At 70.3% G+C, this 26,967-nt stretch carries 23 protein-coding genes and 1 pseudogene; 14 read left to right on the forward strand and 10 right to left on the reverse strand.

Annotation, left to right across the window (positions count from 1 at the left end):
* Positions 1 to 4 precede the first annotated feature (4 nt).
* Positions 5 to 1,093, reverse strand: a complete 1,089-nt coding sequence (locus FRAQA3DRAFT_RS09110) for an MsnO8 family LLM class oxidoreductase (RefSeq protein WP_009738769.1) — start codon at positions 1,091 to 1,093, stop codon at positions 5 to 7.
* Between the two features lie 127 nt (positions 1,094 to 1,220).
* Here FRAQA3DRAFT_RS09110 and FRAQA3DRAFT_RS09115 point away from each other — a divergent pair, with 127 nt between their 5' ends.
* The 6 genes from FRAQA3DRAFT_RS09115 (at position 1,221) to FRAQA3DRAFT_RS09140 (ending at position 4,910) form a co-directional block, all read left to right on the forward strand.
* On the forward strand, positions 1,221 to 1,712 hold the full coding sequence (locus tag FRAQA3DRAFT_RS09115; protein WP_009738770.1) for a MarR family winged helix-turn-helix transcriptional regulator: 492 nt from the start codon (positions 1,221 to 1,223) through the stop codon (positions 1,710 to 1,712).
* 283 nt (positions 1,713 to 1,995) lie between these two features.
* A complete protein-coding gene (locus FRAQA3DRAFT_RS34070; protein ID WP_035920734.1) occupies positions 1,996 to 2,193 on the forward strand; it encodes a hypothetical protein in 198 nt (65 codons plus the stop codon).
* Positions 2,194 to 2,206: 13 nt separating this feature from the next.
* A complete protein-coding gene (locus FRAQA3DRAFT_RS09125) occupies positions 2,207 to 2,842 on the forward strand; it encodes a LysE family translocator (RefSeq protein ID WP_009738772.1) in 636 nt (211 codons plus the stop codon).
* Positions 2,843 to 2,995: 153 nt separating this feature from the next.
* A complete protein-coding gene (locus tag FRAQA3DRAFT_RS09130; protein ID WP_198287052.1) occupies positions 2,996 to 3,418 on the forward strand; it encodes an aminoacyl-tRNA deacylase in 423 nt (140 codons plus the stop codon).
* 269 nt (positions 3,419 to 3,687) lie between these two features.
* Entirely contained in the window at positions 3,688 to 3,993 is a 306-nt protein-coding gene (locus FRAQA3DRAFT_RS09135) for a tyrosine-protein phosphatase (protein ID WP_051054225.1), read from the forward strand.
* A 41-nt stretch (positions 3,994 to 4,034) separates the two neighbouring features.
* Positions 4,035 to 4,910, forward strand: a complete 876-nt coding sequence (locus FRAQA3DRAFT_RS09140) for an SAM-dependent methyltransferase (protein ID WP_009738774.1) — start codon at positions 4,035 to 4,037, stop codon at positions 4,908 to 4,910.
* Positions 4,911 to 5,051: 141 nt separating this feature from the next.
* Here FRAQA3DRAFT_RS09140 and FRAQA3DRAFT_RS09145 read toward each other — a convergent pair whose 3' ends face one another.
* Together FRAQA3DRAFT_RS09145 and FRAQA3DRAFT_RS09150 are read right to left on the reverse strand one after the other, a co-directional pair.
* The gene (locus FRAQA3DRAFT_RS09145) at positions 5,052 to 5,867 is read right to left on the reverse strand and encodes an acyl-CoA thioesterase II (protein WP_009738775.1); all 816 of its coding nucleotides are present in this window, start codon (positions 5,865 to 5,867) and stop codon (positions 5,052 to 5,054) included.
* Positions 5,868 to 6,019: 152 nt separating this feature from the next.
* Positions 6,020 to 7,066 (reverse strand): LysR family transcriptional regulator, encoded by a 1,047-nt coding sequence (locus FRAQA3DRAFT_RS09150; RefSeq protein ID WP_009738776.1) that lies wholly within the window; start codon positions 7,064 to 7,066, stop codon positions 6,020 to 6,022.
* A gap of 70 nt (positions 7,067 to 7,136) precedes the next feature.
* Between FRAQA3DRAFT_RS09150 and FRAQA3DRAFT_RS09155 the strand changes: the two genes are divergently transcribed.
* The 5 genes from FRAQA3DRAFT_RS09155 to FRAQA3DRAFT_RS09175 all read left to right on the forward strand — a co-directional run bounded on the left by FRAQA3DRAFT_RS09155 (position 7,137) and on the right by FRAQA3DRAFT_RS09175 (position 12,010).
* Positions 7,137 to 7,919, forward strand: a complete 783-nt coding sequence (locus FRAQA3DRAFT_RS09155; protein WP_009738777.1) for an SDR family oxidoreductase — start codon at positions 7,137 to 7,139, stop codon at positions 7,917 to 7,919.
* Between the two features lie 144 nt (positions 7,920 to 8,063).
* Positions 8,064 to 8,564 (forward strand): GNAT family N-acetyltransferase, encoded by a 501-nt coding sequence (locus tag FRAQA3DRAFT_RS09160; RefSeq protein ID WP_009738778.1) that lies wholly within the window; start codon positions 8,064 to 8,066, stop codon positions 8,562 to 8,564.
* Positions 8,561 to 9,964, forward strand: coding sequence for a pyridoxal-phosphate dependent enzyme (locus FRAQA3DRAFT_RS09165; RefSeq protein WP_009738779.1), 1,404 nt, complete (start codon positions 8,561 to 8,563; stop codon positions 9,962 to 9,964). The genes FRAQA3DRAFT_RS09160 and FRAQA3DRAFT_RS09165 overlap by 4 nt, the downstream gene beginning before the upstream one ends.
* Before the next feature lie 180 nt (positions 9,965 to 10,144).
* A complete protein-coding gene (locus FRAQA3DRAFT_RS09170; protein ID WP_009738780.1) occupies positions 10,145 to 10,942 on the forward strand; it encodes an NADPH-dependent oxidoreductase in 798 nt (265 codons plus the stop codon).
* Between the two features lie 660 nt (positions 10,943 to 11,602).
* On the forward strand, positions 11,603 to 12,010 hold the full coding sequence (locus tag FRAQA3DRAFT_RS09175) for a molybdopterin-binding protein (protein ID WP_035922628.1): 408 nt from the start codon (positions 11,603 to 11,605) through the stop codon (positions 12,008 to 12,010).
* A 47-nt stretch (positions 12,011 to 12,057) separates the two neighbouring features.
* Here FRAQA3DRAFT_RS09175 and FRAQA3DRAFT_RS09180 read toward each other — a convergent pair whose 3' ends face one another.
* From FRAQA3DRAFT_RS09180 to FRAQA3DRAFT_RS09200, 5 genes and pseudogenes are all read right to left on the reverse strand, one after another.
* A complete protein-coding gene (locus tag FRAQA3DRAFT_RS09180; RefSeq protein WP_009738782.1) occupies positions 12,058 to 12,831 on the reverse strand; it encodes a sulfite exporter TauE/SafE family protein in 774 nt (257 codons plus the stop codon).
* Positions 12,832 to 12,932: 101 nt separating this feature from the next.
* Positions 12,933 to 13,253 (reverse strand): annotated as a pseudogene (locus FRAQA3DRAFT_RS09185) (ATP-binding protein); the annotation flags it as partial.
* Positions 13,254 to 13,569: 316 nt separating this feature from the next.
* Positions 13,570 to 14,154, reverse strand: coding sequence for a TIGR03086 family metal-binding protein (locus FRAQA3DRAFT_RS09190; protein ID WP_009738783.1), 585 nt, complete (start codon positions 14,152 to 14,154; stop codon positions 13,570 to 13,572).
* A gap of 113 nt (positions 14,155 to 14,267) precedes the next feature.
* The gene (locus FRAQA3DRAFT_RS09195; protein ID WP_009738784.1) at positions 14,268 to 15,203 is read right to left on the reverse strand and encodes a beta-ketoacyl-ACP synthase III; all 936 of its coding nucleotides are present in this window, start codon (positions 15,201 to 15,203) and stop codon (positions 14,268 to 14,270) included.
* Positions 15,204 to 15,895: 692 nt separating this feature from the next.
* Positions 15,896 to 18,598: a LuxR family transcriptional regulator gene (locus FRAQA3DRAFT_RS09200; protein ID WP_009738786.1), complete on the reverse strand. Its 2,703-nt coding sequence runs from the start codon at positions 18,596 to 18,598 to the stop codon at positions 15,896 to 15,898.
* 479 nt (positions 18,599 to 19,077) lie between these two features.
* Between FRAQA3DRAFT_RS09200 and FRAQA3DRAFT_RS38015 the strand changes: the two genes are divergently transcribed.
* The 3 genes from FRAQA3DRAFT_RS38015 (at position 19,078) to FRAQA3DRAFT_RS09215 (ending at position 22,253) form a co-directional block, all read left to right on the forward strand.
* A complete protein-coding gene (locus FRAQA3DRAFT_RS38015; protein ID WP_009738787.1) occupies positions 19,078 to 19,212 on the forward strand; it encodes a hypothetical protein in 135 nt (44 codons plus the stop codon).
* 107 nt (positions 19,213 to 19,319) lie between these two features.
* Entirely contained in the window at positions 19,320 to 19,919 is a 600-nt protein-coding gene (locus FRAQA3DRAFT_RS31390; RefSeq protein ID WP_009738788.1) for a peptidoglycan-binding protein, read from the forward strand.
* Between the two features lie 726 nt (positions 19,920 to 20,645).
* Positions 20,646 to 22,253 carry a hypothetical protein gene (locus FRAQA3DRAFT_RS09215; protein WP_009738789.1) on the forward strand — a complete coding sequence of 536 codons (1,608 nt, stop codon included), beginning with the start codon at positions 20,646 to 20,648 and terminating at the stop codon, positions 22,251 to 22,253.
* A 332-nt stretch (positions 22,254 to 22,585) separates the two neighbouring features.
* Here FRAQA3DRAFT_RS09215 and FRAQA3DRAFT_RS09220 read toward each other — a convergent pair whose 3' ends face one another.
* Positions 22,586 to 23,770, reverse strand: coding sequence for an alpha-hydroxy acid oxidase (locus tag FRAQA3DRAFT_RS09220; protein ID WP_009738790.1), 1,185 nt, complete (start codon positions 23,768 to 23,770; stop codon positions 22,586 to 22,588).
* 94 nt (positions 23,771 to 23,864) lie between these two features.
* Positions 23,865 to 26,555: an AMP-binding protein gene (locus FRAQA3DRAFT_RS09225; protein ID WP_035920739.1), complete on the reverse strand. Its 2,691-nt coding sequence runs from the start codon at positions 26,553 to 26,555 to the stop codon at positions 23,865 to 23,867.
* Between the last annotated feature and the right edge of the window lie 412 nt (positions 26,556 to 26,967).

Raw genomic sequence — 26,967 nt, forward strand, 5'->3', positions numbered from 1 at the left:
CCGCTCAGGTCGGGATGTGCGCCGCCGGCGCGACGCCCGTGGCGGGCCGCAGGTCGAACATGGCGGCCAGCAGCTCGTGGGAGCGGCGCCGGTCGGCGGGGTCGGCGATGAGGTTCTGCACCATCAGCTCGTCGGCCCGGCTCTCCGCGAGCATCCGCTCCAGCGTCGCCCGGACCCCGGCGACGTCGCCGGCGACGAACTGCGGCCAGCGCCCGTCGACGATCCGGGTCGGCTGCTCCTGCTCGGCGTCGGTGAGTTCCGCGGCGGCCTCGTCGGCGCTCGGCAGCACCGCGTCGCCGCCCTGGCGGCGCAACCGGGCGTAGAAGCCCTTCGCCGAGCCGACCAGCCGCCGCGCCTGCGCCTCGGTCTCGGCGACGGTGACGTTCACCGCCAGGATCGACCGCGGCTCGGTTAACCCGAACCCCTGCGCCAGCCCGAACCCCTGCGTCAGCCCGAACCCCTGGGGACGGAACTGCTCGCGGTAGCGCCGCAGCGCCGCCGCCGCCCCCGCCGGATTGATGAAACCGGCGAAGGCGTACCCGATGCCGAGCCCGGCCGCGAGGTTCGACCCGGACGGGCTCGACCCGAGCAGCCAGGTCTGCGGCACCCCGGGCACCGACGGGATCAGCGGATTGCCGGTGAAGGGATGCCCGGGTGGGAAGGCGTCGTACAGCCAGGCCAGCGTCTCGGCGACCTGCTGGGTGTGGTCGTCCTGCGCGGGCTGCCGGCGGTCGCGCCGCAACGCCATGTCAATGACCGGCCCGGCGGTCGCCCGCCCCATGCCCAGGTCGACGCGGCCCGGGTACATGGCCTCGAGCTGGGCGAACATCTCGGCGACCTTGAACGGGCTGTAATGGTTCATCAGCACCGTCCCGGACCCGATCCGGATCGTCGACGTCTGCGCGCCGGCGGCCGCGATCAGCAGCTCCGGGTGGTGCGACGCGCCGGACCGGCTCAGGTGGTGCTCGGCGAACCAGACCCGGTGGAAGCCCCACGCCTCGGCGTGCCGGGCCGTCTCGACCGCGTCGACGAGCGCCTGCCGCTCGTCCGTGCCCGGCGCGACGGTGCCCAGCTCCACGATGGACAGCCTCACCCGCGGCCTCCGGCGGCGTCGTCTGCGGCAACGGCGGCAACGGCGGCAACGCTCACCGGCCCACCGTAGCGGATAGTTGGTTGGCCCCAACTTGTGGTGTCGTCCCGCGCGTCTCTACCGTGGATCGATGAACCCCGCGCCTGCCCCGCCGACCGCCCTCGCCGCCCTCGAGCGGGCCCTCGCGGACGTGGCGCGGATCCTCGCCGACCGCGCCACCGTCGGCGACCTGGCGCGGCGGTCCGGCTTCGACCTGCCAGCCGCCTCGTGGGCGCTGCTGGAGTACCTCGACGGGCACGGCCCCATGCCCGTCTCGGCCGTCGCCGCCTGCCACGGCGTCGACGTCTCCTCGGTCACCCCGCGGATCAAAAGGCTCGAACGCGACGGCCTGATCAGCCGGCGGCGCGACGCCCGCGATGCCCGCGTCCATCTCATCCACATCACCGACCGCGGCCGGCATGCGCTCGACAGCGTCCACGCCGCCCGCCGCGACCTGCTCGGCGCCGCAATCGCCGGCCTGGACCCCACCCGCCTCGGCATCGCCGCCGAGGTCCTCAAGCTGATCGCAGATCGGCTCTCCACCACGCAGCGACGCATCCACGCCCACGCCCCGGCCCCCTGACCACGGCCTCGGCGGCCCCCGCACCGCTCGTCGGCTGCGTCATTCCGGGGACGGCTCGCGGGAGAACCCGCGATCCGCTCCTACGCACCCGCCGGCGCCCAACAGCTCCAGCCGCTGCGGTAGGAGCCTGGCGTTGACTCGCTCTGGGCTTCCATCCGCGGCACGACGTCGGCGTCCAGGTCCAGGCGGGCGAGCAGCAGCGGCCAGACCAGCTCGTCCTCACCATGGTGGTGGACACCGAGGCCCAGCCCGATAAGGCGTATTCGTCTAGAATCGGTGCGTGATGGTCCGGATCCGAATGCTCGGCCCGCTGGCGGTCGAGGTGGGCGGACGCGCCGTCGCCCTGGGCGGACCGCGGCGACGGGCGGTCCTGGTCCGGCTGGTCGTAGCCCGCGGTGAGCCCGTCTCGGTGGACGCCTGGCGGTTCGAATCGCTGCTCGGCGAGGCCCGCCGCGCCCTGACCGCCGTGCGCGCAACCTAGGAGTTCCGCTGCCGTGATCAATGCCCGTCATCTCGCATCCTTCCTGATAGTCGTGGTGACGCTGATCGCGGTGCCCGGACCGAGCGTGCTCTTCGTCGTCAGTCGGGGGGTCTCGCTCGGTCGGCGGGCGGCGGTGTTCACCGCACTCGGCAACGAGGCAGGCCTGCTGCTCCAGGTCGTGGCGGTGGCATGCGGCCTGGGAATCGTCGTCGAACGCTCGGTGGCGGTGTTCTCCGTCCTCAAGTTCGCCGGCGCCGGCTACCTCGCCTATCTGGGTTGGCAGGCATGGCGGCACCGCGGTGATCTCACCGTCGTGGCCGCGGGGCCGACGTCGGCTCACACCTCCCGACGCGTCCTGCGGGACGGATTCGTCGTGGGATTCAGTAATCCCAAGGGACTGCTCATCTTCACGGCGGTACTGCCGCAGTTCGTCGACCGGTCGGCGGGTGGCGTGCCCGTCCAGCTGTTGGTCCTCGGCCTGATCTGCGTGACGATCGCGCTGGTCTCGGACGTGTCGTGGGGCCTGCTCGCCGCAACCGCCCGCACCTGGCTGGCGCGGTCGCCGCGCCGGCTGTCGGCCATCGGCGGGGCTTCGGGAGTCGTCATGGTGGGGTTGGGGCTGAAGCTGGCCGTCAGCGACCGGCACTGACCCGGATGTCGAGTACCCCGGAAATATGACAGGGCTGCCGTCCGACCCGGGTGGTAGCGTCTGCCTTCCGTCGAGGGAAGGTACGTCATGCCCGAGCTGGTACACCGACCGGATGGCATTTCCTCTCCGGAACAGGTGCTCCAGGCGGCCGGAGTGCCATTCACGGCGATGGACCACGACCCGGTTGTCGGGCGGGCGGACGCGGAACTGCTGCTGGGGCTCCCGACCGAGCGGCTGCTGAAGACAATGGTGTTCAGGAATGCCGACGGCGGTTTCGTCCTCGCCGCGCTCCCGGTCACCGGCCGGGTCGACTACGGCAGGCTCGCCAGGGCGGCGGGAACCTCTCGCGCGAAGCTCAGCCAGGCCGCCCCGGAGGACCTGCGGGCCCTCGGCATGGAGCCCGGTGGAGCGAGCCCGGTGTGCGCCGTTCCGGGGGTGGTCGTGGTGTTCGACGTCGCCGTCCGGCAGATGGGCGTCGTCTTCTGCGGCAGCGGGCGGGCCGACCGCACCATCCAGGTCGACGTCGGCCATCTGATCGAGCTGGTCGAGCCTATCTTCGACGAGCTGTCCCGGTGAGGGCGAGACCCTCTCGACCTTGACGTCGATGGCCGCACGCCTACTCCACGCCACCATATTCGAGACCTACAACCTGCTGAGCACCGGCACCTGGAAGCCCGTGGTCGAGGGCCTCATCGCGCAGTTCGAGAAGGAACACCCGAACATCACCGTCAAGGGCCAGCCCCCGCACCAGCGACCGCGCCTACACCCGGATCTCCTCGAAGATCGGCTACCTGCCGCTGCGCACCGGGCTCATCGACGACCCGAACGGCCGCGATCTGGCCAGCGTGTTCGACTTCGCCGTCGACCAGCGCGGCAGCCGCCTCACCGCCGCGGTCGTGGCGCTCGCCGCGCCGGGCGCACTGCCGGCGATCGTGCACTGCAGCGCCGGCAAGGACCGCACGGGGCTGGTCATCGCGCTGGTCATCGCGCTGGTCCTCGACCTCGCCGGGGTGCCGGCCGAGGTGATCGCCGAGGACTTCGCGCTGACGTCCTCCCCCGCGCGGGCCCCGTCGCGCATTCCCCGCAATGGTCCGCGCCGAGCTTTGTCCACAGCGAGCCGCGCACTTCGACTTAGGTACGTATTAGGGTGATTCGCGAGGATCGTCTGCATACGTAAGGGGGATGGTCGCGGGTGACCAGCGGGGAGCCGCACGAGTCCGGGGTCGAGGGTTCGGGGAGTACGACGTGGTGGAGGAGTCTCGCGGGTGAGCACAGCCCGATCGACCTGAAGACCGACCAGCCGCATTCGGCCCGGATGTACGACTACTACCTCGGTGGCAAGGACAACTTCCCCGCCGACCGGGAGGCCGCCGAGCAGGCCCTCGCCGGGTTCCCGAACGCCCGCGTCGCGTCGCACGCGAACCGGGCGTTCATGGTCCGCACCACCCGTCACCTGGCCGGCGAGGCCGGGATCCGCCAGTTCCTCGACATCGGCACCGGCATTCCCACCAGCCCGAACCTGCACGAGGTAGCCCAGGACGTCGCCCCGGACGCCCGGGTCGTCTACGCCGACAACGATCCGATCGTGCTCACGCACGCCCGCGCGCTGCTCACCAGCACCCCGCAGGGCACGACCGCCTACCTCGACGTGGACCTGCGCGACCCCGAAAGCATCCTGGCCGCCCCGGAACTGCGCGCCGCCCTCGACCTCACCCGACCGGTCGCGCTCTCCCTGATCGCGATCATGCATTTCATCCCCGACGCCGACGACCCCCACGGCCTGCTGCGCCGGCTGTTGCAGGAGCTGCCCTCCGGCAGCTACCTGACCCTCACCCACGCCACCGCCGACCACGACGAGGGGATGGAGCGGCTCGCCGCCGCCTACCGGGCGGGCGGCATCCCCGCGCAGCAGCGCACCCGAACCGAGGTCGCCCGCTTCTTCGACGGCCTGGAGTTGCTGGATCCCGGCCTGCAGATCGTGCACCGCTGGCGCCCCGACGGCGAGACCCCGACCGATCTCACCGACGCCCAGGTCAGCTTCTACGGCGCCGTCGGCCGCAAGCCGTAAGCCGCCACGGGAGTCACCCACTTCCCGCCTGTCCGGAGGGTTCCGCGTCCGATTTATCCCTCTGGATAGGCGAGAACGCGCAAGCCGAGGCGGGGAACGCGCGGCTGGACGACCGGCGGGGCGACGGGAGCGGGGTGGGCGTTACGCCGGTGCGCCCGGGGCCGGCTTGCGTGAGCGGATGAGCTGTTCCTGGGCGATCGCGAGGATCAGGTTCCCCGCGGCGTCCCGGACCGAGCCGGAGTACAGCCCGAGTCCGCTGGCGGCGCTGCTGGGCCACATCTCGAGGGTCAGCCCGTCGTCGGCCCGCGCCGGGGCGTGAAACCAGATCGAGTGGCTGACGCTGGATTCGGTGCTGGCGATGGCGGGATCGGCAACCTGGCCGAAACCGGTGCCGATGTCGGACATGTAGGCGGCGGCGCAGGTCTGGGTCAGCCAGTCGTCCGACAGCGGGCCGACGGGGAGGATCTCGGCGTGGTCCGGGAAGTAGAACCGGTCGCCCTGCTGGTGGCGGGGGGTGAACTCGTACAGGTCGAGCAGGAGCATCCGGTGCTTGTCCGGCGGCTGGGTGTAGGTGCGACGCAACCGCGGCACCTCGTCGAGGACGAAGTCGCCCGTGCCCCGGGTGAACGACGTCACCATGGAGAAGATCGCTTTGCCGTCCTGGAGGGCGACGACCCGGCGCGCCGAGAAGGATCGGCCGTCGCGGTCGCGGTCGACGTGCAGGGTCACCGGGGCCCCGAGCCGTCCGGCGCGCAGGAAGTAGCCATGCAGCGAGTGCGGCCGGCGGTCGGCTTCGATCGTCATCGCCGCCGCGCGCAGCGCCAGGGCCAGGATCTGGCCGCCGTAGAGCGGATAACCGCCGGTGTCGACCAGGCTCACCGACTGGAAATCATCCTCACCGACCGGCACGATCTGCAACGCCTGCTCGAGGGTCTGGGCGACGGAATGCTCGCTCACCTGGTCATCATCCGCACGGGATCGACATTCCCACAGGCCCTGGCGAGGTAGCAACAGTTGCCTGTGCCAGCCCGGCGCCGGACCAGCCGCGGTGGCCTCGGTCATTGCGGCCACTTCTTGATCAACTGTTCGATCGTCGTCATCACCGTTGATTATCTTGGCTCCCGCCCAGGAACACCCAGCCGGGAACCAGAACGCGGCTGGTCGAGCGCGGCACCCTCGACGCGGCCGGCATCAGTCCAGGGGCCGGCATCGACGTCGGGGTCGACGTCGGAGTCGGCGGCGAGCTCGGCGGCGACGTCGACGGCGATGCTCACGAACGCGGCGACGGCGGGTGAACGCAGACCGGCGGGCCAGGCGAGCACGAGGCGCGCCGGGGTGAGTCCGGCGACGGCTCGGTAGGCGATCCGCGGGCGCGGATAGCGGCGGGCGATCGAGACCGGAACGAACGCGGCCGCGCGCCCCAGCTCCACGAGCCGCAGCAGCTGGGCGACGTCCGGGGTCGGCGGGCCGGCGGCGGGCGCGGGTTGCGGGTGACCGGGCCGCGGCCCCCGCCCGGCCTCCGGCTCGTGACCACACCACAGCAGCGAGATCTCGTCGCCTCCGGGCCCTTCCCACCGCGGCAGGGGTTCGGGGGCGAGGTCGGCGACGGCGAGGTTCCCGCGCCGAGCGAGCGGGTGTTCGGCGCACAGCGCGACCACCCGCGGCTCGGTCAGCAGGAGCTCGATCTCGAGGCCGGTGGCGTCCAACGGGGCGTGCAGGAGGGCCACGTCCGCGCGCCCGTCGCGCAGCATGCCGGTCTGCTCGCCCCAGCCGCCGAGCAGCAGGTCGACCGGCCGGCCCTGCGCGCTCTCGTAGGCGCGCAGCAGGCGCGGCAGCAGCCCCGCGTCGCTGTCGGCCTTCGTCGCGACGGCGAGGCGTGGCTGCCCGACGCCGGCGCGGCGCGCACGGCTCGCCGCCGCCGTGACGGCGTCGAGCGCGACGCGCGCCTCGCGCGCGAGCACCTCGCCGGCGGGGGTGAGGGCGACCCGCCTGGTCGTGCGCTCGACAAGCGCCACCCCGATCCGCTGCTCCAGGCGGCGGATCGTACGGGACAGCGCGGGTTGCGCGATCCGCAGCCGCTCGGCGGCCCGGCCGAAGTGCAACTCCTCGGCGAGCGCGAGGAAGTGGCGCAGCTCCCGCGTCTCGAGCGGATCCATGCCGCGAGCTTATGAATCGGTGCCGCATCGGTCTTTCCGCCGGGGCGGTACGAGGCGCTTGCATGGGACCATGACCACGACCACAACCACGACCACCCTGGCCAGGGAAACGACGACCAGGGCGACGATCGCCCTCGTCACGGGCGCCACCCGCGGGATCGGCCGCGAGACGGTCCGTCAGCTCGCCGCGTCCGGCATGACCGTCTACCTCGGGGCGCGCGATCCTGCCCGCGGCGAGCGCGCCGCGGCCGAGCTGGCCGACGCCGGTGACGTACGAAGCCTCCGGCTCGACGTCACCGACGCAGAGTCGATCACCGCCGCCGTCGAACGGCTGGAGCGCGAGGCCGGACGCCTGGACGTGCTCGTCAACAACGCGGCGGTCAACAACGACCTGCACGCGACCGGCGTCACGCCGGTGGCCGAGGTGGCCGCCGACGCCGTGCGCGCGACGTTCGACACGAACGTGGTCGGCCTGATCGCCGTCACGAACGCCCTGCTACCGCTGCTGCGCCGCGCGGAGGCGGGCCGGATCGTCAACATGTCCAGCGCGATCGCCTCACTCACGCAGCTGGCCGACCCCACGAGCGGCGCCGCCACCCGGCGGATGCTCGCCTACGCCGCGTCCAAGGCGGCGGTGAACGCCATCACCCTGATCTACGCGAACGACCTGCGCGAGTCCGGTATCCGCGTCAATGCGGCCGATCCGGGATTCGTCGCCACCGACATGAACGACCACCAGGGTGTGCTGACGGTCGAACAGGGTGCCGCCGTCCCGGTTCGCCTCGCGGCCGGCAGGCCCGACGGTCCCGGTGGCGAGTTCATCGGGCAGGACGGTCAGGCGGTTCCCTGGTAATCACGCAGGCCCCCGCGCGGGATGGGCGGGTGAACCGGTGGCCGCGAGCATTCCCCATCTGTCGACCGAGAAGGTAGAGAATACTGGACACACCGATCCCCTCATGCAGCCGGCGTGCGGCCCCTCGTCGATCTGGAGCCAGGCGTGGTATCCGAACCGATGATCCACATTGAGAGTGTCGACTGGGACGACCCGGCGGCAGTGACACTACGTAGCGCAATGGTCGCGGAGATGCGGCTCCGCTACGCCGACCGGCTGGCCTCCCGGCCGCCGGCGCCCGGCCCGGACATCGTGGCGAAGACGGTCGCCTACACCGGTGTCGCCTACACCACCGACCGGCTACCGGTCGGGCATGCCGCGCTGCGCTGGCTGGGTGACGACCTGGAACTCAAGCGCATGTACGTCGTCCCCTCCCATCGCGGCCGGTGGGTGTCGGCCAGGCTGCTGGCTGCGGTGGAACAGGCGGCGCGGCGCCTGGGCGCGGGACGGATCGTGCTGCAGACCGGGGACCGGCAACCGGACGCGGAGCGGGTGTACGCCAGAACCGGTTACACCCGCATCCCGATCTTCTCCCCGTACGAGGCGCTGACCCACTCCCGCTGCTTCCAGAAGATCCTCGTCGGCGCGGACGCGCACGTGTCATGACGGTCCACGAGTCGGTCCTCGACGCGATCGGCGAGACTCCGCTGTTCCGGCTCACGCAGCTCGGCCGCGGGATCGTGACCCCCCTCTACGCGAAGGCGGAGTTCCTCAACATCGGGGGCAGCGTGAAGGACCGGGCGGCGTTGTCGATGGTGCTCCAGGCCGAACGCGACGGGCTGCTCCGACCCGGCGGGACGATCGTCGAGGCCACGTCCGGCAACACCGGGATCGGCCTGGCGATCATCGGCCGGCAGCGAGGTTACCGGGTGATTGTCGGGGTGTCCGACAGATCGGCCCGAGAGAAGGTCGACATTCTGCGGGCCTACGGCGCCGAAGTCGTGCTCGCCCCCACCAGATTCGCCAAACAACACCCGGATCACCTCTTCAACGTCGTGCGCCGCCTGGTGGACGAGATTCCGGGCGCCTGGTTGGCGAACCAGTACGACAACCCGGCGAACCCCGCGGCCCACCTGCGCACGACCGGGCCGGAGATCTGGCGGCAGACCGGCGGACGGGTGACGCATTTCGTGGCCGGGGTCGGCACCGGAGGCACCATCAGCGGCACGGGCGAGTTCCTCAGAGGGGCCTCGGGGGGAACGGTCACGGTCGTCGGCGCCGACCCCGAGACGTCGGTCTACTCCGGCGGTGACGGCAGCGCCTACTACGTCGAGAGCATTGGGCACTTCCTGCACCCCGACACGGCGGAGGACGTCTGGCCGCAGTCCTACCACCGCGACGTGGTCGATCGTTTCGAGCGGATACCGGACCGGGAATCCCTGCTGACCGCGCGGCGGCTGGCCAGCGAGGAGGGGCTGCTCGCCGGCCCGTCGTCGGGTGCCGCTGCCGCTGCCGCGCTGCGGGTCGCCCGCACGCTCGGCCCGGATGATCTCGTCGTGGTCCTGCTGCCCGACTCGGGCCGTTCCTACCTGTCGACCGTTTTCAGCGACGACTGGCTGCGGCGGTGGGGCTTCCTGGAGGATCCCGACGGCGCCGAGCCCACGGTGCGCCAGCTGCTCGACCGCAGCCCCGGCTGGGCCGACCGCCTGGTCACGGTCTCCTCGCGGGCCAGCGCCGGCGCGGCCGTGGATGGTCTGCCCGGATCGGTGGTGGCCGTCGCGGTCGTTCTCGCCCGCGCCGAGCGCCGGCACGGCCTGTCCGCCACCGAGATACTCGGCTGGATCGAACCCGCCGCGCTCGGGGCGGCGATCGCCGCGGGAAGGATCCGTCCGGACAGCCCGGTGTCGGATCACCTCGTCGACCCGCTGCCGGCCGTCGGCGGCGGCCAGCCGGTCTCCGCGGCCCGCGCCGCCCTCGGCCCGCGCCACGCCGCCGCCGTCGTCCTGCGAGACGGCCGCGCGATCTCCCTCGTCACCCGCGAGGAGCTGGACGCAGCAATCCGGTAGGAATACAGCAATCATTCGGCCACAAAGATCGGGACTTATTATTAAGCCGCCAGACGCCCCCATCCCGGACGAATGGACCATCTCGCGCACCACCAGGCCGCAGGAATCCCGCCGCGCCACGCGCCCGGACGGGCCTGCCTGGTCGCCGGCTTTCCCCCGGCCCATCACGAGAGGACAATCATGACGATCACCGCACGGTATGCGGATCCGGAGGCGACGCTCAGCGTCGCCAGCGAGATCGTGACGCTGCAGCTCGCGCACCGGTCGGTGCGCAGGTTCACGCCCCGGCCGGTCGCCGACGACGAGCTGGCCGCGCTGGTCGCGGCCGCCCAGTCCGCGTCGACGTCGTCCAACCTGCAGGCATGGAGCGTGATCGCCGTGCGGGACCCGCAGCGCAAGGCCCGGCTCGCGGCGCTGGCGAACAACCAGCAGTTCATCAACGAGGCACCGCTGTTCCTGATCTGGGTCGCCGACCTGAGTCGGGCCCGTCGGCTCGCCGACGGCGCGGGCGCGGCACTGGAGGCCACCGACTACCTGGAGTCGACGATCCTCGGCTTCGTCGATGCCGCCCTCGCGGCACAGAACGCCGTCATCGCGGCCGAGTCGCTCGGCCTGGGCACGGTGTTCGTCGGGGCGGTCCGCAACCGTCCCGAACAGATCGCGGCCGAACTGGGCCTGCCGCCGCACGCGGCGGCGGCGTTCGGGCTCGCGGTCGGCACACCCGACCCAACCGAGCACGCCGGGATCAAGCCGCGGCTGCCGCAGGCCGCCGTCCTGCACCACGAGCGGTACGACGCCACCACGGCCGACTCGCACATCCCGGCCTACGACGAGCGGCTGGGCGAGTACAACGCCCGGTACGGGCTGCCCGGTTCGTGGAGCGAACGCGTGCTGGCCCGGCTGGCAGGCCCACAGTCGCTTGCCGGCCGGCACCGGTTGCGGGAGGCGCTGGAGAACCTCGGTCTGCCCTCTCGCTGATCGGATCCACCAGAGGGGCTTCGCCTCGGCAGCCAGCGTCGACGACATCTCCGCGCTCGGCCTCCGCCTCGCCCGGCGTGCTGCTCGCCCGGAGGTCAGCCGCCGATGTGCCACGTCGCGGCCCCACCGGCCTTCTCGAGGTTGAAGACGTACACCAGCCTGTCGTCCTCATAGATAAAAGTCTACTAACTCGATAAGTTTATGGAGAAACTAATTCACTGTCCTGTGCGCCGCCGGGCTGCTCGAACAGGTCGCTCAGGGGGCGCCGACTCAACCGGCTGCGCCGGCGCCGAGCGGCGGGCAGCCCGAGACTGGCCGGTTCGACCAGCCTGCGGTGCGCGCGCAGGCATGCCTGGCTCTGTCGACGAGATGTGACCGCGTTTGTTGCCGAGTTCTGACCGCAGCGGGGATGTGGGGGTGGGTGGTGTCAACGAGTTTGGGCACCACTCGTTCCGGTCGGGGCGTAGGGGGCTTGGATGCGATGGATGACGGCGATGGTGCTGAGGCGACGCTGCCTGCCTCCCGCCGTCGCGGAGAGACAGCCGTAGCTGACGCTTCCGGCGCCAGAAGCGAGAGAGGATGACGGCAGCGGCGGGGCGGGCACCGACAGGCCGTAGCCGAGGAAGGCCGGCTGGTCAGGTGAGGTTTGTAATCTGGGTCATGCCGAGCTTTCCGATCAAGGATGCTGCCGCGCTTCTTGGCGTCAGTTACGACACGGTGCGTCGTTGGGCGGACAGCGGCCGTTTGACGATGATCACGGACGATGCTGGGCGTTACGCGGTCGATGGTGCTGTTCTCGCCGGGTTCATGGAGGATCTGGCCGTCGAGCAGGGGTTTGCACGGTCCCCGGTGGTCGCCGAGTCGGCCCGCAACCGTTTTCCTGGGCTGGTCACGCGGGTGGTGCGGGGTCCGGTGATGGCGCAGGTCGAGGTCCAGGCCGGGCCGCACCGGCTGGTGTCGCTGATGAGTCGGGAGGCTGCCGACGAGCTCGGGCTGGAGCCGGGGGTGGTGGTGGTCGGCGCGGTGAAGTCGACCAGTGTGGTCGTCGAGCTTCCGGAAGAGCGCTGATCAGGATCACCTGGCGGGGGCGCAGGAGCGGGAGGGTTCGGCGTCGGTCAGAGGGCTTGGGTGAGGTAGACGGCGGCCAGCGCGATGGCGAGGGCACCGAGCAGCAGCCGCAGGCCGGTGTTGGGGACGTGGGCTTGGAGGCGGGCGCCGAGGTAGGCACCGCCGAGGCCGCCGAGGCCGCTGGCGAGTCCGACGGCCCAGTGGGGGGCGATGTTGCCGGTGGTGGTCAGGGCGAGCAGGGCATAGGTGGCGGCGCCGACGATCGAGGTGGCGAGGGTGGCGGCGAGGGCGGCGGGGGCGACGGTGGGAACGGGCATGCCGCGCCCGACAAGGATCGGGCTGAGGATCGAGCCGCCGCCGATGCCGTAGACGCCGCCGATGAGGCCGACGAGCAGGGCCAGCGCGGTGATGGTCCGGGGTTGCGGTGGCGGGGAGGGGTGCCCGGCCGGGTGGCGCAGGGTACGCAGGCAGAGCCAGGCGCCCAGGGGCAGCAGGAACAGGCCGAGCAGCAGGCGGAACAGCCGGGCACCGGGGACGAGGTGGACGCGGACGATCGCGCCCGCGATGACGCCGGGCAGGGTGCCGACGACGAGCAGGCGGGCCAGCGGCCCGGCGAGCTGGTTCTGCCGGCGGTAGCGGGCCAGGGCGCCGGGGGTGGCGATGACGTTGAACAGCAGGTTCGTCGGGGTGACGGCCGGGTTCGGGGTGTGCAGGACGTCGAGCTGCACGGGCAGCAGGAACACCGCCCCCGACACCCCGACGGGAGTGGTGATCGTCGCGATGAGCAGGCCGGCGGCGAACCCGAGCAGAACCGTCGTCACCTGACCGATCCTGGCCGAGGCGGGCGATGCGCGGGTGGGCGGTGAGGTTTTGGTCAGCCACCGTCGGTGGTGCGGGCGCGGGTCTGGGCAAGGCGGTAGGAGTCGGCGCCGTGCCGGTCGAGTTCCATGTAGCCCCGTTCGTCGATGCAGAGCAGGTCAACGCGGCCGTAGCGGGCGATGGTCTTGACCAGCTGCTTGTCGTCGGCGGCTTCGACGAGCTCGTTGACCAGCTCGTTGACCAGCTCGGTGGCCAGGGTGGGGCGGACGCGGTAGCCGCGGATCGCGGCTTCGGTGCCCAGCGCGATCAGCAGGTGGGACTTGCCGGTGCCGGAGTCCCCGGTCAGGCAGAGCGGCTGGCCTTTACTCACCCACTCGCGGGAGGCGAGGGTGTGGATGACCGCGGCGTCGACCTGGGGGTTGGCCGTGCTTCTTATCGGCGACACCACCAACCCGCTGGGCAAGTTCCTCGACGTCTACTGGTTCTGCGCGGTCGCCGCCTTCGGCGCGACGCTGGCCGGAGTCCTGCTGCGCTTCGTCGCTCCGAGCGCCCCGCGCAACGCGGACGTGCGGCCGCGGGAGTCCGTCGGCGCGAACCGAGCCGCGGCGCGCGGGCCCCGTCGTCGTGGACCGAACGGCGCTGCGCGGACACCGCGGTCGAGCTGGCCGGGCCACGGCGGGAGCGGGCCCGCGACGCGGGGTTCAGGCGCAGGGTTCAGGCGCAGGGTTCAGGCGCGGGGTTCAGGCGCGGGGTTCAGGCGCGGGGCGCCAGCGCGGGTCGCGGCCGAGCAGCGCGGCAAGGTTGTCGACCGGGTCGAGAGCCGGATCCTCGGGCAGCGGCGGCCGATACACGCCGCCTGGACCGTTGAGCCCGCTGCCCGGCCGAGTGATCTTGCGGGCGATGGGCAGCGCGGCGCGGGTGAGCACGTCCGGCGCGGCGTACGGGCGCTCCAGCGCCCGGGCGAGGTCCCAGCGGTGTACCAGCATGTCGACAAAGTGCACCGCGGTGACCTCGCGCGTGAGGACCTCGCCGCCGACTTTCGGGACGGTGATCTGTGGACCGGCCTGCTCGAGCGTCGCGACCCAGCGAGCCGCGATCAGCGCGAAGTCGTCGCGCGGGTCCTGATCGCCGGCCGCGTCGGCCGGTAGCGCGCCGCGCGCCAGCGCTGACACCCGTTCGTGCTCGGAGTTCATGTGGCGCACCAGGTCCAGCACCGTCCAGCCGTCACACGGCGTCGGGTTGGCCAGCGCGGCGTCCGGGATCGTCACGACCTCGCGGCCGACGAGGACGAGGGCGGCGGCGTCGAGCCGCAACAGGTCGGGCACCGGATACCTCCGTGTCGTAAATCCCTGTGCTGGGCCGTGCTGGTGTAACTCCACGAACCGGTGCGGCAGGGAATGTCGCGTGTCATCCATTCCGGCCTGGGGGCGTTCCGGCCTCAGGGACAGCGCACGATCTGGCCTGCGTAGGACAGACCACCACCGAAGCCGAAGAGCAGTACCGGGGCGCCCTTGGGAATCTCGCCGCGTTCGACGATCTTGGAGAAGGCCAGGGGGATACTGCCTGCGGACGTGTTGCCGGATTCCACCACGTCGCGGGCGATGACGGCGTTCACCGCACCGATCTTGTGGGCGAGAGGCTCGATGATCCGCAGATTGGCCTGGTGCAGCACCACGCCGCCCAGTTCCGCGGGGGTGATGCCGGCGCGTTCACACACCTGCCGGGCGACAGCGGGCAGCGCGGTGGTTGCCCAGCGGTAAACGGCCTGCCCCTCCTGGGAGAGGGTGTTCGTCGGGGTCTGGATGAGGACCGCATGCCCCATGTCGGGCACGGATCCCCATACTACGGGACTGATCTCCGGCTGTTCGGCGGCGACGACCACGACGGCGCCGGCGCCGTCACCTACCAGCACACAGGTCGTCCGGTCGGTCCAGTCGGTGAAGGCGGTCAGTTTATCCACGCCGACGACCAGTGCCTTGGTCGCGGAGCCCGCACTGATGGCGTGGTCGGCCGTGGCCAGGGCGTGGGGGAAACCGGAGCACACGGTGTTGATATCCAGGGCGGCGGGAGAGGGGATTCCCAGGCGGAGGGCCACCCGGGCCGCCGTGTTCGGGGACCGGTCCACGGCCGTGCACGTGGCCACCACGACCAGGTCGATCTCGTCGGCAGTGAGTCCGGCGTTGGCCAGGGCCTTTTCGGCGGCTTGGGCGGCCATGTCCGCCACGGACTCGTCTTTTCCAGCAATGTGGCGGGTGCGGATTCCCACCCGCGTCCTGATCCATTCGTCGTTCGTGTCGACGATCTCCGCGAGGTCGTCGTTTGTCAATATTCCGGTCGGCTGGTAATGGCCGAGAGCCAGCACGCGAGAGCCCATATCGGGTGGTATCCCCTTTACTCGACGGAAGGCTAGCCGCCTTCCTGCTCTGGGAGTGCGGCTCTGACCGTTGACCTGTTTACGTTCTGGCGAGTCTGAACTCCCACTCTAGTGCCAAAGCCGTGTAGATGGTCTCCTCGCGGCTGGTCGACCCGAACGTGACATCGATGATCGTGCGGGTGCCGCAGGCGACCAGCGCCAGCAGCCGGACAGGCGGGTAGCCGGTCGACGCGTGGTTGCCGGGCTGTTGGCGGTAGACGCCCAGGTTTTTCGCCGTGTCCGGGCAGCACAGTGTCCCTACCTGTCAGGAGGGCTTGACTTCAGCCGTCTTGACGAAGCGTCTACCTGCGCTTGTAGACGCAAATGGCACATGAGCCTCGGTCAACCGTCGTGGGTGAACGGGGGATGACCGGACCGCTGGCGCCTGGGGCGTGGGCCGAGTCACCCGTCACACTTTCGGCGGGATCCCAGGTCAACACGTACGCCTGCCCGGCGACGTGCTACTCCTCCCCCGTGGCACCGAGCACGCGCTCGGCAGCGCCCCCGCGGCGGTGGCGCGGCCGGTCGGCCACCTGTCCGTCTACGCCTTCAGCCGCGCCTTCCGTCGCGCGCGCTCGGTGCCGCCCGGCCGCTATCGCGTGCAGGCGCGCCGGAGACGGCTGCTTCGCGGCGGCGTCCGCGAGCATGTTGGGTCAGTCCCCGCTTAGCAGGGCGGCTAGTTCGGCGCGTCCGCTGGCGCCGAGTTTGGCGCTGGCCCGGTAGAGGTGACCTTCTACCGTGCGCACGGAGATGAACAGGCGGTTTGCTATTGCCAGGTTGGACAGTCCGTGGATGGCCAGGGTGACTATCTCGCGTTCCCGGGCGGTGAGCGGAAGTGTACGGTCGACCGCAGCGAGCGCAGGAGTTCTACCACCGCTGGAGGGGGCCAGCTGGACGGCCCGAGTGACGGCCGCATGCGCGGCGCCGCGGTGGCCGTGCCTGGAGTACGCGGCAGCGGCTTGGGCTGCGGCGTCTGCCGCGGAGAGGCGATCACCTGCCTCTTCCAGCCGGACCGAGGCGGCTCGTAGGGCGTCGCCGTCGTCGGCGGCCAGTGCGGCGGCATGCATGGCCGCGGCAGGTGCGCCCGGACCATGGACTCGGGGTGCCAGCGACGACAAACGCGCGGCGACGCTTCGGTCGCCGAAGCGGACAGCGGTGTGCAGCGCGAGTACCTCCCAGGCGAACAGGCCAGCGTCGCCGGCGGCCGTGGCCGCCGTGCGTACTATTCGGATCGCTTCGCTGGTGGCTCCCTCCACGGCCGCGACCCAGGCTTTGGCCAGCGTCATGTCCGGCTCGTAGAGAACGAATCCGGGGTGCCATTGTGCTTCCATGTCCGCCAGCGCCTGCCGGGCCGCTGCTGTTTCACCGGAGATGGCCAGCGCCTGCGTGAGACTCATCAGGCAACGCAACTCCCAACCGCCACTGCCACTGCCACTTTCAGTGAAACCTGCATGGGCCTCCCGAAGCCACCGGATGGAGGTCTCGACCTGTCCGCGTAGCAGAGCGGTGTGTCCCATCAGAGCGATACCCATGAGGTAGGACGGCCCGAGGGAGTCGCGGTGTTCGTCATGATAGGCGCGGGCGACGGTCTCCGCCTCGTGCAGGAATCCTGCCAGTCGTAGGCCAAGAATGTGCAGGTCTCGCAGTCCCATCCCCAGGATCGGCCCGTCACCGAGCCGGCCTGCCGCCGCGTAGCCGCGAGGTAGCACCGGCCTGGCTTCGTCGATCCGGCCGAGGACTCCGAGCCCGGCAACGACACCCCAGCTCGCGAGGATCAGGGACTCGTCGGGGAGGTCCTGGTAGGTGAGTGCGTCGAGGCCGTGGCGCACCGCCTCGTGAGGTCTGCCGAGCCAGACGTGGAACGCCGCTCGCATGCTCGTCAGCACGGGCCTCGCGCTGTTGTCGGCGATGGCCCGATCCGCTTCGTCCAGGACAGCTTCGGCTTTGTCCGGCTGATGCAGGTTCCAATAAAAATTTCCGGCCCGGGCGAAGGTCACGAGGACACGCTCGGTGTCGTCCTGGACGAGCTCGCCAAGGATCGCCAGCTCGCGGTCGGATTCCACCCCGCGATCAAGCCAGCCGAGGGTGTACCCCAGCAGAAGCCGGGAATCAAAGGTTCCGCCAGCGTTCACCGCGGCCCGGGCCAGCTTTTCCGCCAGCTGAAGGTCACCGAGGCTGCTGGCCGAACGTGCCGCCGCGGTGAGCAGGTGCGGATCCGGCTCGAGATCGGAATCCACCGCGAGTACGGCCCGGCGCAGCACATCGTCGGCACGGCGCGCCCCGGTGCCCGCCAACGCGACCGCGAGACGCCCGCGTAGCCGCCGGGCCCGCAACAGCCCCATGCTCGACCGGCGCGCCTCCCCGTACAGCGGATGGGCCAGCCGGACGAGCAACCGCCGCCCGTCTGCCTCCACTGTCGCCAGACCGCGCTCTTCGGCCTCTTCCACAGCGCGAGCATCAGTCAACCCGCCCAGCAGGGCGAGACCGAGTGGTTCTTCGACAGCGAGCAGGTCGACCGTCTCACGAATCAGACCGGGCAGGTCGCCCATACGGGCCCGTACCAGTTCGATGAGCCCCGGAGAGAGTCGAGGCTTGCCGTGCCACCGCCAGACACCGCGGACCTCCCGTAGGCGCCTGGCCTCCCGCTCACCGGCAACGAGCTGCCACAGATACAAGGTGTTTCCCTGCGCCAGCGACCACATCTGGCGGGCGGCGGCACTGTCCACCGGGCCGGCGAGCACCGCCTCCAACAACAGAACCGTCTCCTTCTCGGCGAGAGGCAACACCTCCAACCGATCCAGATACCCGTCCTTCCACAGCGCGGTGACCGCGTCCGGAGCAGGCTCGCCGGTGCGGATGGTCACGATCACCGTGGCGAGCTGCCGCGAAACCACCTGATAGAGCAGCGATGCGGAGATTTCGTCCAGCAGGTGCGCATCGTCGATGATGACGACGAGGTCGCGGTCAGCGGACTCGCCGTCGGCCGCCGTGTCGACCACCCGTCTGATCACATTCGTCAGATCGCCACCGGCGGCACCCAGCGGGGCGAACGCGCCAAGCGGAACCTTGCCCGCCGACGCGGTCGCCGTCGCCCAGCGAACGATCATCCCTCGCTCCCGGGCTTCGGCGAGTGCCTCACGGGCCAAACGGGTCTTGCCCACACCGGCCGCGCCGGCCAGCACCACACCCCCCGACCTGAAGGCCGGACTGATCACTCTGCTGATATAAGCCATCTCGTCGGCCCGGCCGGTCAACGGCCATACCCCCCGCACCCGCTGACCGTACCAATCCGCCTTCAACGCCGGGAATGATGTGCCCTCGGTTCCGTGGAATCGGCTTGCGGGATGATCTGACATCCAGCGACCTGGAGGACCTGCGCGTCCGGGAGCTATCCGCCCGAGTTCCGCTGCAAGCTGCTCGACCTGATCGATGCCGCCGACCCATCGCACAGGTCGCGGCCGACCTCAGGATGGGCGCCATCGAGCGGCCGCCACCGCTCACCGACCGGAAAACGCGAGGTCGTCACCCTCGCCGCCCATCGCCCATCGCCCATCGCCCATCCAACCAGCGGATCGCCGACCGTCCGGACGTTCCGGTACGCACGGTGAAAGGCCATCCCTAACGAGCCAGCGCGCGGCTCGGGGTCAACGGCCGCACCGAATTCGCCGCCGTGCTACGGGACAGCGGAGTCTCCACCTCGCCACCGGATCCGAGTAGCCCACTACTCGTGCACCGGACGCTGCGGTGCGCAACCCTCGATCCTTACGAGCCAGCCATCGCGACGCGTGACCTCCTCGAGACGTGCGACGAGCAGGGGGTCCGGGGAGGCAGACACATGTCGATGGTCGAGAACACCACAACGTGCCGCGAAGCACAAGGCTCGCAGGGCGAGGGCCGCATCGCGATCCACGAGCAGGGCGCCGCCGTGGGGGTGCGTGGCAACGGAAGCATCTGGCACGGGGTGGCGTGATCGGGTGCGCCACCGCTAACCGACCGCCTAACGGAGTCGATCTGGGAATCCGCCGACCTCTCCGTGACCAGCTGGGATCACGGTCCTGGAAATCAGGAGGGACAGTCGTGACAACCGCCACCGACGTGGAGGCCGTACTGCGCCCGGAAATCGGCTGCACGGAATCGCCAGCCAGCTCGAACCAGAACAAGTTCGGAGCCTGGTACGGCTGGAAAACCCCAGCCCACTCCGGCCCCGACCACATCGGCTGGGTCTCCCGTGTGGATGTTGCCGATCCCGACGCATTCACCGCGATCGAAGGAAACACCGCCGTCGGGAACGATTCCAACGGCGGCCAAGTACTCGAACGCAGCCGTCGTAACGACCGCGGCTACTGCCTGGGATTCGTCCGCATCCCGTACACCCAGGCCGTGCCCAGTGGCGGTCCTGCACCTGCCTGGCCCGGACGGTCCCTTGCCCTCGCCTCTCCACTGATGTCCGGCCCAGACGTCACCCTGTGGCAGGCACGCCTGCACGAACGCGGATGGCGCCACGCCACCCTCGGCGGCACTCCACGCCCCTTCACCGCCGACGGTGTCCACGGGGAGGTCAGCGACGCCGTATGTCGCGCGTTCCAGCTGGACAGACAGCTCACTGTCGACGGCGTCGTCGGTCCCGCCACCTGGCGGGCAACCTGGGCCTCACCTGTGACACCGCGCCGTCGTTGACGTGTCGTCCGCCCGGACCTGTCGATGCGGCAAAGCAGGCCCTGCTCCCAGCATTCCCTTACGAAGACCACCAGCCTGATGTCCCGGTCTTGACGATCGCCTGCGGCGACCGTCAAGACACCACTCCCGGCGCGCTCACGGGGCCAGCGAGAGTTACCGCGAGATCGTCGACGACCTTGACATGAGGAAACTATCGATGCCGGCGAGGCTACCGCCTGGGCTACGCCGAATTCCGAAGCTCCCGCAGCCGGCCCGGGGCACGAGTTCCGTACGTTGTCGACGAGGAGTCGTTCCCTCCCGGCTCCTCCGAGCGGGCAGCGATCGACAACGCCGTCAATCAATGAAACGGTGGGTCCAACGTGGTGAGAGGCGTACCGCGCACCGGGGAGGCCGACCTCGTCGGGTTCGTTCCCGACGAAACCAGGTGCGCTTCGTCGGTGGGCCGACAGGGATTATGTCAGCGACGACGGTGGCGGGGCCACGCGCATCTACTTCACGATGTCGACATGGAATCCGTACCAAGTTATGCTCATGACGGCGCGCATCGCACCAGACGACCTCGACGGAGACCGAGGAAAAGAGGAGAATCTTCCGTTCACGGGACAAACCCCCCGCGGGGCGACAGACCTGCCCCTTGATTTCGTCGGTTGCCGGGCTCGTTGCGTTCTCCGGCGGGTTTATCATTCTCTCTCGCGTCACCGACCCATCTCTCGTCGGGAGAACCCCATGCCACATGCACTGCCCGCCACCAAGCTTGACTCCGCCACGCCGTCGGAGATAGCGATCAACGCGCAGCCGCGGGTACCGGAGGCCGATCCAACACTAGGTATCCCGGTCGCGACCTCATGGCAGGGCAAGCCCAGGCCAAACAACCGGCTCGTCACGATCGGCGATTCGCTCACCCACGGATTCCAGAGCGGCGCGGTCTTCAACACCGACCTCTCCTATCCCGCGATCATCGCGTACGAACTCGGCTGGTACAGAAGCTTTCGGTTCCCTACCTACAACGGTGCCGGCGGGATACCGCTGAACATCGAACTCCTGCTGCGGGACCTGGCACAACGGTACGGCCAGCACGTCGACTTGTGGGAGGTCCCGCTCGCTCTCTTCCGGCTCCGGCAGAGCATGGACGAGATCGAAGACTACTGGGAGCGTGGTCCGGGGTCGGCTTCGCCCATCGGCGGCCGCCTCAACCACAACCTGGGCGTATACGGCTGGGACCTGGGGGATACCCTGGTGAAGACCGCGGACAGCTGCCGCACGGCCATCGGTACCCCGAAGGACGACCCCGTAATCCAGATAGTTCAGAACAATGGCGAGCGTGCCGCACTGCGGGTGCTGCCCTGCACACCGGACACAGCCCGGCAGATGACGGTGTTCGACGCGGCGGAACAACTTGGCAAGGACTTTGGAGACGGCGACCCGGAGCACGGCATCGAAACACTTGTGATCTTCCTTGGTGCCAACAACGCCCTGCCGACGGTCACCCAACTGGACGTCGCCTGGAGTGGCGACGGGTACGACGACCCGGCGCATAAGAACAGGTTCACCGTCTGGCGCCCCAGCCATTTCGCCGCCGAACTTGCCCGCATCGCCGACCGTGTCCGCCCCATCCGGGCACGGCACATCATCTGGTGTACCGTCCCCCACGTGACGGTCGCCCCGATCGCCCGCGGGATCGGCGCGAAAATCGAACCCGGCTCACGCTACTTTCCCTACTACACCCGGCCATGGATCTCCGACCGGACCTTCAACCCGAAACGGGACCCGTACATCACCTCACAGCAGGCCCGAGCGGTCGACAGCGCCATCGACCAGTACAACGACGTCATCACCGACATGGTGCGGGCGGAGCGGCGCGCCGGCCGGGACTGGTACGTCGTCGACATCGCCGGCATGCTGGACAGGCTCGCCGCGCGCCGATACACCGAGGATCTGCTCGCCCGACCCGACTGGTGGACCCCTTACCCCCTCCCCCCAGAGCTTCAGGCGCTCCGGCCGCTACCGGACTCGAGGTTCCTGACCAGCGACGGAAACACCCGGGCCACCGGAGGCCTGTTCTCCCTGGACGGTGTGCACCCGACCACCATCGGATACGGCCTCATCGCCCAAGAAATAATCAACGTCATGCAGCTCGCCGGGGTCACATTCCTGCACCCGGACGGCCGTACACCGCGAACGGGCCCGATCACCGTTGACTTCGCCCGACTCCTGCAACGCGACACGCTGGTCAACCGGCCGCCGGGGAACCTCACCGCCGGACTCGACATCATCGGCTGGGCGGACCAGGCCGGCGACGTTCTGCGCCGGGTACTACCCTTCCGTATCTTCTGACCGGGACCTGTGCACCGATGGTGAGCGCACGGTCGGCTTCACGGCCAAGCATGGCAGACACCGGCTACCCATCCTGAGATCGGCCTGGTGTGGTCGCTGGCCGGCAGTGGTGTTACCTGCCGCCGTGCCGACAGGAGAGGGGACGGGTGAGGCCACCAGACCTGCCACTCGTACGGCAGATTCGCCCCGCGCCGGCAACGTTGCTTGTGCTGCTCTCTCCCTGTCAGGCTCGGGTGAGACACCCTCGCGGGTGCGGATTGGCTACGGAGACGGACAGGTCATCGACGTGCTCGCCGGCGAACGGCGTGACCAGGTCGCGGCAACGGCATGGCCTATCGCGCCGACGGTGAGAGGGTGCTGGGGATACGTGCGCCCGAGACGAGGCTGCGGTCGAGGTCCGCCACGGTCGCGGCGCCGAGCAGTGCCATCGCGCGGTCGAACTCCACGCGCAGCAGCTCAATCACCCGTAGGACACCGGCCTCGCTGCCCGCGGCGAGGCCGTACAGGTATGGCCGACCCACGAAGACACCCGCGGCGCCGAGGGCCAGCGCCTTGGCCACGTCGTTGCCTCGCCGGACACCTCCGTCGAGGAACACCGTGAGCCTGCGCGCCGCCGCGTCAACCACCTCCGGCAGGATATCGATGGTCGCGGGGACGCCGTCCAGCTGCCGTCCGCCGTGGTTCGAGACCACGACACCGTCGACGCCCAGTTCGACGAGCCGATCGCACTCGTCCCCGCGCATCAGGCCCTTGAGGAGCAACGGGCCTTCCCACAACGACCGGATCCGCTCGACGTCCTTCCAGGTGACGCAGTCCGACGACGACGTGATCGTCGCTCGGGTCTGGTCGAGGCTCAGCGGGGACGGACTGCCGGGACGGCCGGCGCCGAGCTGGCCGCGCATGAAGTCGACTTTGCCGCGGATGAAGTCGGCTGCCCACGCCGGCTTGCCGGCCCCCTGCAGCAGCGTCCTGGGATGCGGCGGCCGACTCATGAGCCTGTTGCGCGTGTCGCGCTCACGGTTGCCCAGGACCGGCGTGTCGATGGTGATGGCCAGGGCCCGGTAACCTGCCGCCGCGATCCGCCGGACGAGGTTGTCGACCTCGGCGCGGTCGGGGGGCAGATAGAGCTGGTACCACAGCGTGCCGGTCGAGCACGCGGCGACCTCCTCGAGCGGGAAGGCTGCCACGGTGCTCTGCATGTACACGATGTCCGCCCGCGCCGCGGCCCTCGCCACGGCGATCTCCGCGGACGATCGCGCGAGGCGACCCGCGCCCGTGGGTGCCAGCATGATCGGCATCGACAGCCGCTCACCGAACACGGTCGTCGAGAGGTCTCGCTCGGCGACGTCCGCGAGCGGCCGCGGGCGGAACTCGATGCGGTCGAACGCCGTGCGGTTACGCCGCAGCGACACCTCGTCGCCGGCTCCACCCTCCAGGGCGTCGAAGACCGCCCGGGGAAGCCTGCGGCGCGCCAGCTCCCGGAAGTCCTCGACATTGATTGCGCCCTGCACCCTCACGCCACGGACCTTTCGCTGTCGGCTGGTCACGGGATCGCGTTCTCCCGGTCGCCAGGAATGTCAGTCACTCCAGGAGCACCCACGCGGCAGCCGTTCAGGCCTGACGGGAGCCGGTGCGGCCGGCGAGGACCGCACGGACGTCGGCCGCGATCTCGCTGACGACGGGTTCGCGGAGCACGGTGTCGTGGTCGCCACCCACGGTGCGGTAGGTCGCCTCGCCGGTCAGCAGCGGGCGCCAGGCATCCGTGCGGTGCGCAGAGGCGGTCGCCGTGTAGACCAGCGCCCGCCCGTTCCAGGGCCTGGGCCGGTACAACCTCGCGAGCACCCGCGATTGGTCGTAGAAGATGTCGTACTGGTTCATGCCCTTGAGTTGAACGACGCCAGCCAACGGGAGCTGGGCCACGCGCCAGGCCCGGCCGAGCAGGACCCGCGCGGCAGCCCCCGCGCGCGCCGGGCCCGTAGCCGATCCCCTCGCATGGTCCAAGGCTGGGGCCGGATTCGAGGTCGTGGTCGGGCCCCCTGGCAGCGCAGAGGGCAGCACCCCTCCCGCGAGGACGCTGGAGGACGTGTCGGGTGGGAAGCTGTCGATGAGGATGAGCAGTTCGACCTGCCCGCCGGCCTCGGTGAGAAGCCGTGCGGTTTCGAAGGCGACGAGGCCGCCGAAGGAGTGGCCAGCAAGGTGGTAGGGGCCGGTGGGTTGGAGTAGGCGCAGGGTGCGGGCGTGGCGGCGGGCGGCGGCGTGGATGGACCAGTCGGGCAGGCCGCGGTATTCGAGGCCGTGGGCCTGGATGCCGTAGACGGGACGTTCGCCGTCGAAGTGGCGGGCAAAGCCAAGCATGCCGATGGCGAGGCCGCCGGCGCCGCAGAAGCAGAACAGGGGCCGGCCGCTGCCGGTGGTGCGCAGCGGGACGACGGTGGGGTGACGTAGGACGTCGGTACCGGCATTGCGCAGGCGGGCGGTGAACTCGGCGACGGTGGGGGCGTCGGCGACGGTGGAGGTGGGGAGTTCGACACCGAGCTCGTCGGCGACCCTGGTGAGGAGCTCTTCGGCGATGAGGGAGTCGCCGCCGAGTTCGACGAAGTCGTCGTGGATACCGACATCGTCGAGGTGCAGGGCGGCGGCCCACACGCCGGCGACGGCCTCTTCCCACTGGTCGCGGGGCGGGTTCTGGCCGGGTTTCGGACCGGCGGGGGCGGGGGGCAGGTTCAGTCGGTCGACCTTGCTACGGTCGGTCCTCGGTAGTGCGGCGACCAGCATGACGGTGGCCGGCACCATGTAGGACGGCAGCTTGGCCCGTAGCAGGCGCCTGATCGATGCCGGGGAGACCCGGGCGCCGGTCGCGGGGACGACGTAGGCGACCAGGCGGGTCCGCTCCGAGGTCCTGTCGGCCACGACGACGGCCTCGAGCACATCCGAGCTCGCCAGCAGGGCGGACTCGATTTCGATCGGCTCGACGAGGTATCCGCGGATCTTCACGGCCGCGTCGTTGCGGCCGACGACCCTGAGCTGGCCGCTGGCATCGAGGCGCCCGAGGTCTCCGGTGCGGTAGGTGGGCGTGCCGTCTGGCCCGACGCCGAACCGCGCTGCGCTCGCCTCCGGCGCCCGCCAGTAGCCCCCCGTGATGAAGCGGCCTGCCACGACGACCTCACCCGTCTCACCGGGTGGCATCTCGATACCGTCCGGCGAGAGCACCCTCACCGCGACGTCGACCACCGGCCGCCCGGCCGGCATCACGCCGTCGGGTAGGTCGTCGTCCGACCAGATCGGGGCGCAGGTCGCCGTGCCAAGCTCCGAGGCTCCGTAGGAGACCAGGAAGGCCGCGGTCGGCGGTAGGTGGTGGCGGGCCAGCTCAACGTCGCGGGCGTAGATCGCCTCGCCAACCGACATGACGAATCGGAGATCGTCGAGCACCTCGTCCGGCTCGAGGCAGCCGAACACGGTCCGGATCAGCGCCGGCGTGGCCACGATCCCGGCCGGCCGGGTGGTGCGCAGCCAGTCGGCCAGGTCGCGCACGCCGCGGACCCGCGGGTCGTACATCTCGAGGGTGGTGCCGAAGACCAGGCCACCGACCAGCCGGTTCATCCCCGAGATGAAGGAGTAGGGCAGCAACAGCGGCAGACGGTCGCCCGGAACCAACCGCATCACGTCCCGGACCTGGATGGCGTAGTGGATGCCCAGCAGGGCGCGGTGGTGCCACACGACACCCTTCGGTACTCCGGTCGACCCGGAGGTGAAGATGAGCACTGCTGGATCGGTGTCGGCCCGGCGCGGCGCGGTCGACGCCACCCGGTCAGCCAGCGCCGGGGACCACTCGGCGACGCGCTCGTCGCCGACGTCGATCGTCTCCACGATCCCCTGCAGCGCGGCGGCAGTCTGCTGGTCGGCGGAGCCAGCCGGTCCGGTGACGCACACCGAGGCCCCTGCCAGTCCCACGACCTGAGCGAGGCGGTCGGTGGGACTCATACTGTCGAGGGGCACGCAGGGCCGGCCGCTCGCGATGACGCCCATGACGGCGGCGATCCCGCTCGCGCCGTGGGGCAACAGCACCGCGACGGGCGCGTCCGGGTCAGCCGCGGCGGGCTGGCGAAGGATGCGGTCGGCGACGACGTCCATCCAGGCGACGAGCTGGGCGAAGGTGACGGCACGATGTTCGTCGCGGACCGCCACGACGTCGCGGCAGACCGCAGCGACGGCGCGGAGCCGGTCGACGACGTTTCCGAACCGGTCGTCGGGACGCAGCGGCGGCGGCGCCGGCACCGCCTGGGTGAACTGGCCTTTCCTCACGTCAGCCAGGTTCAGTGGCCCAGGGACGGACGGTATTGTCATGGCGCCTCCCGGGCGGGCAATGGTATGGGAGCCGTGACCGCGCTCCGGTCCGTTCAGATTTAACACGAACGACTTTGCGATCTACCACCCACGTCCGTAGTAATCATTAACGTAAATGCATGGTTGCCATGTGCACCTGACGCCCGCGATACGGCTCGACACGAAGCGCCACTCCGTCTCCCTGCCGGCCGAGCCGGGTCCGTCCCGTCGACACAGGGGCCGGTGGAAGCGGCCGGCATGATCGACCGATATGTCTTCGCACCGGCAGGCCGTCGGTACCGGTGTTGGAGTTCGCAACATTCCGGTGGTACTGCGAGGCTCCGAAACAGGCAGGTAACCGGTGGCCCCGGTCGCCTCGAGCTGCTGCGCG

Origin of the sequence: Frankia sp. QA3 (assembly GCF_000262465.1) — a bacterium.
Taxonomy (GTDB): domain Bacteria; phylum Actinomycetota; class Actinomycetes; order Frankiales; family Frankiaceae; genus Frankia.